This is a genomic window from Nitratidesulfovibrio oxamicus, from assembly GCF_015731765.1.
Lineage (GTDB): Bacteria > Desulfobacterota > Desulfovibrionia > Desulfovibrionales > Desulfovibrionaceae > Cupidesulfovibrio > Cupidesulfovibrio oxamicus.
In genome coordinates this window covers 1-11,479 of record NZ_VRYY01000733.1, presented here as the reverse complement: position 1 = coordinate 11,479, position 11,479 = coordinate 1, and the positions used below count along the sequence as shown (strand labels likewise).

The following is an 11,479-nucleotide window of genomic DNA, read 5'->3' as shown; positions in this document are numbered from 1 at the left end:
CTGCGCCAGCGGCGCCGCGACCAAGCCGGGCGGGTGCGGCGGCGGCAATGGCGGCGGGTGCGGCTGCTCCGGCTAATCCGGCTAATCCGGCTAATCCGGTCGATCAGGCTGATTCGGCTGATTCGGCCACAGCTTCACGCCTTCCACCTTCTCTTCCCGCACATGGCAAAACGGCGGGCCACCCCACCGGGATGGCCCGCCGTTGCATCGGCACTATCCGTACGCGCGGCCTACGCCTGCGCTGCAAATCCGCCCGGCCCGTCCGACTCGCCAGCCTCGCCTGCATCATCGGGACGCAACCCGGCCATCATCAGGCCGATGGCCTCCACCTTGGCGGTGTCGTCCTTGTCGAACACGTCGATGAACCGGCCCCGGTACATCACCGCGATGCGATCCGCCAGTTCCAGCGCCTCGTTCAGGTCGCCGGTGACCAGCAGTACCCCTGCGGTGGAGCGCGCCTCCAGCAGCCTGCCCCACACTTCCTCGGTGGCGGAAATATCCAGCCCCTGGGTGGGGTTTTCGGCCACGATGACTTCCGGCTTGCGGAAGAACTCGCGCCCGATGACCAGCTTTTGCAGGTTGCCGCCCGAAAGCGCCCGCGCGGACGCTGTGATGTCGCCGGGCTGCACGTTGTACTCCCACACCACCCGCTTCACCGCGTTGACTGCTTCGGCCCGGTCCAGGAACACGCCCTTGGCGAACAGGTTGCGCGTGGTCAGCAGAAAGTTGTCAACCAGATCCAGTTGACGGCAGGTGGCAAGGCCCTGCCGGTCCTCGGGGATGTAGGCCAGCCCGCGCCTGCCGGGAGGCCCGGCGAAGAATTCTCGCCACGGGCGGCCAAGGATGCGCACCTCGCCCGCTTCGGGCCGGGCCAGGCCGCAGATGGCTTCCACCAGTTCCTTCTGCCCGTTGCCCGCCACACCGGCGATGGCCACGATCTCGCCGCGCCGTACCTCCAGCGAGACGTCGGAAAGCCCGGCACCGGAAAGGTGCTCGACAGACAGCACCGTGTCCACCGGAGTCAGCCGCTTGGCGTCCACCTGCAGCACCACGTCGCGGCCCACCATGCGGTTGGCCAGCACGGTCTGGTTGGGCACGTCGGCCTCGCTGAACTCGTCCACCACCTCGCCTCGGCGCAGGATGGCTATCTCGTCGGCGACGGTCAGCACTTCCTGCAACTTGTGGCTGATGAACACCAGCGCCTTGCCCTGGTCGGCCATGCGCCACATGGCTTCGAACAGTTGGTCGGTCTCGCGCGGGGTAAGCACCGCCGTGGGTTCGTCCAGGATCAGCACGCGGCTGTCGCGGTACAGCAGCTTCAGGATTTCCACCCGCTGCCGCTCGCCCATGGACAGGCCGCCCACGCGGGCCACCGGGTCCACGGCCAGGCCGTAGCGTTCGGCCAGTGCGGCCACCTCGTCGCGCATGCGTGCGGGGCGCAACAGCATGTCGGGCGACTGGCCCAGCAGCACGTTTTCCGCCACGGTCATGGAATCCACCAGCATGAAGTGCTGGTAGACCATGCCGATGCCAGCGCGCAGGGCATCGCGCGGCGACGCGAACACCGTGGGCGCGCCGTCCACCACGATGGTGCCCGCGTCCTGGCGCAGCCTGCCGGCCAGGATGGACATGAGCGTGGACTTGCCCGCGCCGTTCTCGCCAAGCAAGGCCTTGATGCAGCCGGGGCGGATGTCCAGGGTGATGTCGTGGTTGGCGCGCACCTTGCCGAACGACTTGCAGATGCCGTCCAGGCGCACCACCGGCGGCAGGTGGGCGTGGGCCTCGCGGGCGTGCCGGGGCGTTGCCGGCGCCACGGCGGCAGGGATATGCGGCGTATCGCTCATGGCATCATTCCTCGGGCTCGATGTTCACGCCCAGCGCAGCGGGCGCGGCGCGCCCGCCGCCGCGCGCCGAAGAGGCCAGCAGCACCAGCACGGTCAGCGCGTAGGGCAGCATGAGCATCAGCGACGAGGGCAGGTTGGCCCCCATGGCCTGCAAGCGCAATTGCAGGGCCATCACCCCGCCGAACAGGTACGCGCCGAACACGGCGCGGCCAGGCCGCCAGAAGGCGAAGATGACCAGCGCCACTGCAATCCAGCCGCGCCCGGAAGTCATGTTGTTGGTCCACAGGTGGGTGTAGGCCAGCGACAGGTAGGCTCCACCCAGCCCGGCCAGAAAACCGCCGGTGAAGATGCCGCACCAGCGGATGCGCACCGGCGAAAGCCCGGCGGCGGATGCGGCGGCGGGGTGTTCGCCCGCGGCGCGCAGGGCCAGCCCCGGACGGGTGCGGGCCATGAACAGCCAGAACAGCGGCGGCAGCAGGTACGACAGGTATACCATCGCGTCGTGCCGGAAAAAGATGGCGCCCAGTACGGGAATGTCCGCGAGCACCGGCACGGCGAAGGCCTGGAAGCCGGTGGTGGTGATGCCCACGTACGGCGTGCCCAGAAAGTCGGCCAGCCCCAGCCCCAGGATGGTCAGCGCAAGGCCGGACACCACCTGGTTGCCCTGAAAGATCAGGCAGACCACCCCGTGCAGCAGGGACAACCCGCCCCCGCACAGCCCGGCTGCCAGCACCCCGGCCCACGGGTTGCCGGTGATGTGGGTGGCCAGAAACGCGGTGAACGCGCCCACGATCATCATGCCTTCCACACCCAGGTTCAGCACACCGGAACGTTCGGTGAACATTTCGCCAAGTGTGGCGTACAGGATGGGCGTGCCCGACTGCACCGTGGCGGCCAGGATGGAGAGCAGCAGCGCGGTATCCATGTCCATGCTAGCTTCTCCCCTTCAGCGTGAAGCGGTAGCGGTCGAAGAACTGCCCGGCCAGCACCGAAAGCAGGATCATGCCTTCAAGAATGCCCCCGAAGGCGGCGGGCACCTGCAAGTCCAGCTGCAGGTGTTCCACGCCCACACGCAACCCCGCCAGCAGAAAGGCGAAACAGGCGATGGAACCGACGCGCAGGCGCGACAGCCAGGCCACCACGATGGCGGTGTAGCCGTAGCCCACCATGATGCTGGGTTGCAGGCGGTTGACCGTGGCCGATGTTTCGATGCACCCGGCAAAGCCCGCCAGTGCGCCGCACAGCGTCATGACCAGCAGCACCAGCAGGTTGTACGGCATGCGGGCATAGCGGGCGGCGCGGGGGTTTTCGCCCCCGGCCAGCAGTTCGAAGCCGAGGCGGGTGCGCTTCAAGAACACGGCCAGCAGCACGGCCACGCCCACGCACACCGCAAGCCCCCAGTGCACCCGCCCCAGGGTGGCCGGGGCTATGGGGCCGATGAGGGCGGCCTTGGGAAAGATGGGGGTCATGGGAAAGCCGAAGCTGGTCGGGTCCTTCCATGCGCCGTAGACCAGGAATTGCAGGAACAGGATGCCGATGTAGTTGAACATCAGCGTGGAGATGATCTCGTTCATGCCGAAGCGCAGGCGCAGCACGGCGGGCACCGCCGCCCACAGCCCGCCCGCGATGGCGGCGCACAGGAACATCACCGGCATCATGGCCCACATGGGCAGGCCCGGAAAGGCCAGCACCGCCCATGTGGCGCCCACGGCGCCCAGGGCGAACTGCCCTTCGGCGCCGATGTTCCACACCTGCATGCGAAACGAGACGGCCACCCCCAGCGAGCACAGGAAGATGGGGATGGATTTGAGCAGCGTGTCTTCCAGCGCGAAGGGGCCGCCGAAACCGCCCGACCACAGGACCGCCAGCGCCTTCAGCGGCGGCTTGCCGTGCACGGCGAGCAACGCGCAGCTGACCCCCAGCGATACGACGAGGGCCGCCGCGAAAATGAAAAAGGAGCCCCACTGAAGGGGCTCCTGCCGTTTCACGACTCTGGGTAGGAACATGGACAGGGGGCTCCGGTTCTTGAACGCGGCTACTGGGTGGAACCGACCACGCCTTCCACGAACCAGGTCATGCCCAGCATGTCCTGATCGGAAAGCACCTGGCCTTCGGGTACGCGCACGGCGCCGTTCTGATCCTTGACCGGGCCGGAGAACACCTTGTAGGTGCCGGCCACGACCTCGGCCTTGCGCGCGTCCACCTTGGAGCGCACGTCCTGCGGCACCATGTCGCCGTAGGGAGCGATGCCCACGATGCCGGTTTCCATGCCGGGCCAGAACGCGCCGGACTTCCATTCACCCTTGCGGACCTTTTCCACCACGTCCTTGTAGAACGGGGTCCAGTTCCACACGGCGGAGGTCAGCAGCGACTTGGGGGCAAAGTGGCTCATGTCCGAGTTGTAGCCCACGGAGTACACGCCGCGTTCCTGGGCGGCCTCCTGCGGGCCGGGAGAATCCTGATGCTGGGCAATGACGTCGGCGCCCACGTCCAGCAGGCTCTTGGCGGCTTCCTTCTCGGTGGCGGGGTCGTACCAGGTCTTGGTCCACACCACGCGCACTTCGGCCTTGGGGTTCACGGCGCGCACGCCCAGAGTGTAGGCGTTGATGCCGCGAATCACCTCGGGGATGGGGAAGGCCGCCACGTAGCCGAGGACGTTCGACTTGGTCATGGCGCCGGCCACCATGCCGGTCAGGTAGCGGGCCTGGTACATGCGACCGAAATAGTTGCTCATGTTGGGCGCGGTCTTGTAGCCCGAGCAATGCATGAAGGTGATGTTGGGGAACTGTTCCGCCACCTTCAGCGTGGGATCCATGTACCCGAAGCTGGTGGTGAAGATGATGTCGAAGCCCTTGCGCGCCATGTTCTGGATGACGCGCTCGGCGTCGGCCCCTTCAGGCACCGATTCCACGAACGAGGTGGTCACGCCGTCCATGTCTTCCACGGCCTTGCGGGCCTGGTCATGGGCCCACGACCAGCCCACGTCGCCCACGGGCGAAACGTAGACGAAGCCGACCTGCATTTCCTTTGCGGGGGCAGCCGGGGCGGGCGCGGCGGCGGGCTTCTGCTCGGCCTTGGGGGCCTCGGCAGGTTTCTTGTCTTCGCCGCAGCCGGTCAGGGCGGCCATGAGCAGCATGGCGGCAACCAGCAACATCGCGGATACGGATTTGCGCATCGGGAGCCTCCTCGGGGCTTGGTGAATGGAACGGTATGCGACTGCGAACGGGGGTACCCGTCCGCCAATGTACAAGGGATCGCAACCTGACGCCTTGCTGGCGGCAGGCCGACGCTGATGCGGAAAAGAGATTTCTAGCCCGCTTCCCGCTGGTTGACAAGGGGCTGCACGTACTGCACCTCCGAGTCCCACGGAAAGAGAATCCATGTATCCTGGCTGACTTCGGTAATGTAGGTGTCCACCAGGGGGCGCCCTTCGGGCTTGGCATACACGGTGGCGAAGTGGGCCTTGGGCAGCATTTCACGCACCGCCTTGGCCGTGCGACCGGTGTCCACCAGGTCGTCCACCATCAGCCAGCCTTCGCCGTCGCCCTGCACGCCCTTCAGCACTTCCAGGCGGCTGGACTGATCCTGCCACTTGTAGCTGGTGATGCACACCGTGTCGATGAGGTGCACCCCCACTTCACGGGCTATGATGGCGGCGGGCACCAACCCCCCGCGGGTGATGGCGATGATGCCGGTCCAGGGCCCTTTCTCCAGCAGCCGCCACGACAGCGCCTTGGCGTCGCGGTGAAGCTGTTCCCAGGTGACGGGAAAGACCTTGCGGTAGGAGTCTGCGGTGCGCACGTGGGTTCCTGCTGGTTGCGGAGCCGGAGCGGATGCGGCCAGCCTTGCGGCGCATCTTCCTGCTCCCGTTGCGGGTGACGCCTCCCTTGCCCTGCCCTGCCCCTGCTGTCAAGCACTTACCCCCACCGGGACACGGCCCGGTCGCCGTCCGTAAACCGCGCGCCTTGCGTTCGGCCAGCACTCGACGCAAAAGGGTTCACTCCCCGCCCCGCCGCCACGCGCACACCTGCGGTGCGAAGCCTTCCCGTTGCGACTGCCCCACAGGTCGGCGGATGCTTCCCGGAACGGGCTTCGGCAACGATGAAGGCCGCCCTTCCATGAGGAAGGGCGGCCCTGTGTCGTATCGGGTTGGCGCCCGGCGGCTAGTCGTCGAGCAGCTTGGCGTTGCGCAGTTCGATCTTAGCGGCGGCGGAAAGCTCGCCCACGAACACGCGGAACAGTTCCTCGCGCTTGGCGGACAGCACGGTGGCGCGCACGGTTTCAGCCGCGGCGGACCATTCGGCATCGCTGGGGCGCTGCACGTCCTTGACGCGGAACAGCACGGCACCGGACGAGGTATCCACCGGGGCGGGCTGCCAGACGCCGGGGTCTGCGGCAAAGGCGGCATCCACCAGGGCGCGGCTCTGGCCGAAGGGGGCGATGACGCCGTTGCGCCCGAAGGGCTCGGCGGACTTCACCCTGGCTGCCAGATCCGCGGGCACGCCGTCGGCCAGCTTGGCACCGGCTTCCTGCGCGGCCTTGACCGCCAGCTTGGCGCCTTCGATGCGGCGCACCTGGGCGGCCACTTCTTCCTTCACCTTTTCCAGCGGGGTCACGTTTTCCGGCTGCGATTCCAGCACGGCGGCGATCATGTAGCCGCCCTCGATTTCCAGCGGGGTGTCGATGACCGTACCCGCCGGGGTGGAGAAGGCAGTGCCCACGGACTGCCCCTTCAGGCCCACGACAACACCGGCGTCGGCACGCGAGAACAGGCCGGTGGGCTTGTGCTCCAGCTTCAGCGCCTTGGCGATGTCGTCGATGGATTTGCCCGCGCCCGCCATTTCAAGGGCGGTATCCAGGGCCTCGTGCATCCGTTCGGAAGCCTTCTCCTCGCCCAGGCGCTGGCGGATCTCGCCGCGCACCTCGTCCAGGGCGCGGGTACGCGGGGCTTCGTGCGCTTCCATCCTGATGACGTGCCAGCCAAAGGCGGAACGCACGGGGGCGCTGATCTCGCCGGGCTTCAGGGAGAACGCGGCCTCCTCGAAGGGGGGCACCATCTGGCCCTTGGTGAACCAGCCAAGGTCGCCGCCCTGCGCGCCGCTGCCCTTGTCGTCGGACAGCTTGGTGGCCAACGCCGCGAAGTCCTTGCCCTTCTTCAACTGGGCAATGACGTCTTCGGCCTTGGCGCGGGCGGCGGCATCCTCGTCCTTGCTCGCCCCTTCCTGGGCCATGAACAGGATGTGACGGGCGTGCACGCGTTCCGGCACCACGAAATACGTTTCGGCGTTGTCCGCGTAGAAGGCGGCAATGGCCGATTCGGGAATCTCCACGCTGGCGGCCAGACTGGCCGGGGTCAGGGTGACCGCGTCCAGGCTGATGCGTTGCGGAATGCGCCAGGAATCCAGGTTTTCGTTGTAGCGTTCCGCGATCTGCTCGTCGGTGGGGGTCACCTTGAGCACATGGTCTTCCAGGGGGAACAGCACGTATTCGATGGTCCGGCGCTCGCGACCGTAGTCGAACAGGGCGCGGGCCTCCTCGTCGGTGACCGAAGCGGGCGCGGTAACCCGGTCGCGCAGCTTCTGCAACAACATGTCGTGGCGGATGCCGTCCTCGAAGCGCCCGGGCGTGGTCTGCTGGCCCTTGAGCACGGAGCGGTACACCTCGGCGTCGAACTTGCCGTCGCCGTTGCGGAAGGCCGTTATGGACTCGATGGAGCGGCGCAGTTCCACCGGCGCCACCGAAAGCCCGATGCGCGCGGCCTCGTCGGCCAGCAGGCGTTCGGTGATCATGGCCTGCAACACCTGGCGCTTGAGGCCCATCTGCTTCATGTCCTCGGCGGTGATGCCGGGGTAGCGGCTGCGCAGCGCTTCCACCTGGCGCTCGTATTCGCGCCCGAACTCCTGGATCAGGATGGGCTTCTTGTTCACCGTGGCAAGGGCGCCCGACGAACTGTTGTTCATGGAGCCCACGCCCCAGAAGACGAATACGAGGATGATGATGCCGAAGGCAATCTTCACGCCCCACGACTGCGCGTGGGCACGGATCAGTTCAAGCATTGAGAAACTCCATTGCGGTGTGCGCCAATGCCCCCCGGTGCCTCCGGCTGCGCCGCTGCGCTCCGGTTACGTCGGGGGGCCGGGGGTGCCGGAAGCTCCGTGCGGAGCCCCGGCAAGGACACCCTACTGTTTTCTGGAAAGGCGGACGTGGTTCAGCAATCCGCCTGCCCGGATAATATCCAATTCCTTCTGCGTCAAATCGTTCCGCACGCGGATGGCGCCCGCGCCCTCCACCTGCACGTCCACTTCGCCCCCGGCGGTGATGGCCGAAGCGGGAATGGTCACCGCGCCGCCCACGGTCAGCTTGTCGTAGTCCGCCCGGTCGCACAGGATCAGCGGCAGGATGCCGAAGTTCACCAGGTTGGCCCGGTGGATGCGCGCCAGCGAGCGCACGATGACCGCGCGGATGCCCAGGTGGCGCGGGGCCAGCGCGGCATGCTCGCGGCTGGAGCCCTGGCCGTAGTTGTCCCCGGCCACGATGACCCCGATGCCCGCCGCCCTGGCGCGGGCCACGAAATCGGCGTCCACCCTGCCGAACACGTGCTGCGCGATGGCGGGCACGTTGGAGCGCAACGAGGTGATCTCCGCCCCGGCGGGCATGATGTGGTCGGTGGTGATGTCGTCGCCAAGCTTGATGACCACCGGTGCCGTCACCGTGTCGTCCATGGGGGTGAACTGCTCAAGTGCCACGATGTTGGGCCCGCGCAACACCTCCACGCCGCTGCCGTCCTCGGGCGGGAAGGCGAACAGATGGCGGATGGAAGGGGCCTTGGCGGGCAGTTCCGGCTGGGCCGGGGGGGTGCCCCAGGTGGCCGGGTCGGTGAACTGCCCGTGCAGCGCGGCCATGGCGGCGGTAAGCGGAGAAACCAGATACACCCTGGCGTCCTTGGTGCCGCTGCGGCCTTCGAAGTTGCGGTTGAAGGTGCGCACGCTGACCCCGCCCGACACGGGCGAGCCGCCCATGCCGATGCACGGCCCGCACGAACATTCAAGGATGCGCACGCCCGCGTCCAGCAGCGGTTCCACCAGGCCTTCGGCGGCCAGCATCTTCAGCACCTGCTTGGAGCCGGGCGAAACCATGGTGTCGGTGCCCACGTTCACCAGCTTGCCGCGCAGCACCTCGGCCACCATGCGCATGTCGGCATAGGACGAGTTGGTGCAAGAGCCGATCGCCACCTGATCCACGGAAAGGCCCGCCAGTTCGGCCACGGGCACCACCCGGTCGGGCATGTGCGGCTGGGCCACCAGCGGCACCAGCGCGGAAAGGTCGATGACGATCTCGTCGTCGTAGGCGGCGTCGGCGTCGGCGGCCAGCGGCTTCCAGTCGCCCTCGCGGTCCATGGAGGCCAGGAAGGCGCGGGTGCGTTCGTCGCTGGGGAACAGGGACGCCGTGGCCCCCAGTTCCGCCCCCATGTTGGTGATCACCGCGCGTTCGGGCACGCTCAGGGTGGCCACGCCCGGACCGGCGAACTCGAACACCTTGCCCACCCCGCCCTTGACCGTGAGCAGGCCCAGCAGGTGCAGGATGACGTCCTTGGCGGAGGCCCACCCGGTCAGGCGACCTTCAAGGCGCACCTTGACCACGCGGGGCATGGAAATGAAGTACGGTTCGCCCGCCATGGCCAGGGCCACGGAAAGGCCGCCCGCGCCCATGGCCAGGCTGCCGATGCCGCCCGCCGTGGGGGTGTGGCTGTCCGACCCCACCAGCGTTGCGCCGGGCAGCGCGAAATTTTCCAGATGCAGCTGGTGGCAGATGCCGGTGCCGGGGGGGGAGAAGATCACGCCGTGCCTGGCGGCCACGGTGCGCAGGAAGCGGTGGTCGTCCGGGTTGCGGAAGCCCATCTGCAGGGTATTGTGGTCCACGTAGCTTACCGAAAGGTCGGTGCGCACGCGGTCAACGCCCATGGCCTCGAATTGCAGGTAGGCCATGGTGCCGGTGGCGTCCTGGGTCAGGGTCTGGTCGATGCGCAGGCCGATTTCGGCCCCCAGGGCCATCTCGCCGCTGACGAGATGCGCCGCGATGATCTTCTGCGTAAGGTTCATGGACATGCTACCCCTCGTGGATTCGGCGTTGCCGGTATGGCGTGCGCACCCGCGCCGCCCGTAAGCTGGTTCGTCCGGCGGGCCGAAGGTCCCTGGGACACACTGCATCGCAGGATTGCGGGCCGGATGACTATCCGGCATCCGCGGAATGTCTGTTCGAAGGCATGCAAAACGTCTGGCAAGACGCCGGTGGAACGTCGGTGGAACGTCGGCGAAGTGCCGCGCCTGCCGCCAGGCATCACGTCGGCGATCACAGCAAACAAGCATGGCGGACAAGCATGGCGGACCCTGCCCACGGGACGTTTCCCGATGCCGGCGCCATCATGCCGCAACCATCATGCCGCAACCGCCCGCGAACCCGCACGTGGGGTTCCGGGCGGTTTGTCCGGTGTAGTGCACATCACCGCGGCCCGCAAGGGGCGTCAGGCAACTTCTATGCCCATTCCGCGGTATTCGTTGAGTTTGTTGCGCAGGGTGCGCACCGAGATGCCCAGCAGTTCCGCCGCCTGGGTGCGGTTGCCGGAGGTGACCTCCAGCCCCTTCAGGATCATGATGCGCTCCATCTCGTGCAGGGGGATGACCCCGCCGGGGAAGGAACCGCCGTCAGGACCGCCATCGGAGGGCAGCGCGGACGCACCAGGCGTATCCCCGGCACCGTCGCCCCCCGCTCCAGCCGGAACGCCCCCCCCGCCATCGTCGGCATCGGAGGGCAGGTCGCCTTCATCGAACAGCGGCCAGGTGTCGGGGTCGAGCAGGAAGTGCCGGGTGGTGATGGGCCGCCCGCCGGCCAGCAGCACCGCACGCTCCATCAGGTTCTGCAATTCGCGCACGTTGCCCGGCCAGTCGTAGTGCTGCAGCCATTCCTCGGCCTCTGGCGAAAACTCGGCAGGGGCAAGGCCGTACTCGCGCACGTAGGTGGCGGCAAAATGCCGGGCCAGCACCGCCACGTCGTCGCCGCGCTCGCGCAGGGCTGGCAGGCGCAGGGGGATGACGTTCAGGCGAAAGAACAGGTCCTGCCGGAACTTGCCCTGCTTGACCCAGTCGTCCAGGTCGCGGTTGGTGGTGGCCAGCACGCGCACGTCAACCTTCACGGTTTCGGTGCCGCCCACGCGGTCGACCTCGCCTTCCTGCAACACGCGCAGCAGCTTGGCCTGCAGGCCAAGGTCCATCTCGGAAATTTCGTCCAGCAGGATGGTGCCGCCGCTCGCCAGTTCGAACTTGCCCAGCTTGCGGGCGATGGCCCCGGTGAACGATCCCTTCTCGTGGCCGAACAGTTCGCTTTCCAGAAGGTGTTCCGGCAGGGCCGCGCAGTTCACGGCCACGAAGGGGCCATCGGCCCGGTCGCTCCAGCCGTGCAGGAACCGCGCGAACATTTCCTTGCCGGTGCCCGATTCTCCGGAAATGAGCACCGTGGCGCGCGATGGCGCCACCTGGCGGGCCAGCGCCAGCACACGGCGCACGGCAGGATGGTCGCCCACGATGCGCGGCACGCCGGGACGCTGTTCCGGCGTGCGACCGCCCAGGGTGGACGAAGGG

8 protein-coding genes are annotated in these 11,479 nt (G+C 67.6%); all 8 read right to left on the bottom strand.

Annotation, left to right across the window (positions count from 1 at the left end):
* Nucleotides 1–230: 230 nt before the first annotated feature.
* Nucleotides 231–1,844 carry an ABC transporter ATP-binding protein gene (locus tag FVW20_RS17825; RefSeq protein WP_231039236.1) on the bottom strand — a complete coding sequence of 538 codons (1,614 nt, stop codon included), beginning with the start codon at nucleotides 1,842–1,844 and terminating at the stop codon, nucleotides 231–233.
* Between the two features lie 4 nt (nucleotides 1,845–1,848).
* On the bottom strand, nucleotides 1,849–2,769 hold the full coding sequence (locus tag FVW20_RS17820) for an ABC transporter permease (RefSeq protein WP_196610632.1): 921 nt from the start codon (nucleotides 2,767–2,769) through the stop codon (nucleotides 1,849–1,851).
* Between the two features lie 7 nt (nucleotides 2,770–2,776).
* Entirely contained in the window at nucleotides 2,777–3,850 is a 1,074-nt protein-coding gene (locus FVW20_RS17815; protein WP_196610631.1) for an ABC transporter permease, read from the bottom strand.
* 29 nt (nucleotides 3,851–3,879) lie between these two features.
* Nucleotides 3,880–5,019 carry a BMP family ABC transporter substrate-binding protein gene (locus FVW20_RS17810; RefSeq protein WP_196610630.1) on the bottom strand — a complete coding sequence of 380 codons (1,140 nt, stop codon included), beginning with the start codon at nucleotides 5,017–5,019 and terminating at the stop codon, nucleotides 3,880–3,882.
* 134 nt (nucleotides 5,020–5,153) lie between these two features.
* Nucleotides 5,154–5,645 carry a xanthine phosphoribosyltransferase gene (gene gpt, locus FVW20_RS17805; RefSeq protein WP_015946642.1) on the bottom strand — a complete coding sequence of 164 codons (492 nt, stop codon included), beginning with the start codon at nucleotides 5,643–5,645 and terminating at the stop codon, nucleotides 5,154–5,156.
* A gap of 362 nt (nucleotides 5,646–6,007) precedes the next feature.
* Complete coding sequence (locus tag FVW20_RS17800; protein ID WP_196610629.1) at nucleotides 6,008–7,900, bottom strand: peptidylprolyl isomerase; 1,893 nt, start codon at nucleotides 7,898–7,900, stop codon at nucleotides 6,008–6,010.
* A gap of 123 nt (nucleotides 7,901–8,023) precedes the next feature.
* A complete protein-coding gene (locus FVW20_RS17795) occupies nucleotides 8,024–9,949 on the bottom strand; it encodes an aconitate hydratase (protein WP_196610628.1) in 1,926 nt (641 codons plus the stop codon).
* A gap of 416 nt (nucleotides 9,950–10,365) precedes the next feature.
* The coding region (locus FVW20_RS17790) for a sigma-54 interaction domain-containing protein (protein ID WP_196610627.1) at nucleotides 10,366–11,479 on the bottom strand (1,114 nt) is incomplete at its 5' end.

What these genes read in the sequence shown, in the direction of transcription:
- FVW20_RS17825 (WP_231039236.1), bottom strand. Translation starts at nt 1,844, where the DNA reads ATGAGCGATACGCCGCATATCCCTGCCGCCGTGGCGCCGGCAACGCCC.
- FVW20_RS17800 (WP_196610629.1), bottom strand. Translation starts at nt 7,900, where the DNA reads ATGCTTGAACTGATCCGTGCCCACGCGCAGTCGTGGGGCGTGAAGATT.
- FVW20_RS17810 (WP_196610630.1), bottom strand. Translation starts at nt 5,019, where the DNA reads ATGCGCAAATCCGTATCCGCGATGTTGCTGGTTGCCGCCATGCTGCTC.
- FVW20_RS17795 (WP_196610628.1), bottom strand. Translation starts at nt 9,949, where the DNA reads ATGTCCATGAACCTTACGCAGAAGATCATCGCGGCGCATCTCGTCAGC.
- FVW20_RS17820 (WP_196610632.1), bottom strand. Translation starts at nt 2,769, where the DNA reads ATGGATACCGCGCTGCTGCTCTCCATCCTGGCCGCCACGGTGCAGTCG.
- FVW20_RS17815 (WP_196610631.1), bottom strand. Translation starts at nt 3,850, where the DNA reads ATGTTCCTACCCAGAGTCGTGAAACGGCAGGAGCCCCTTCAGTGGGGC.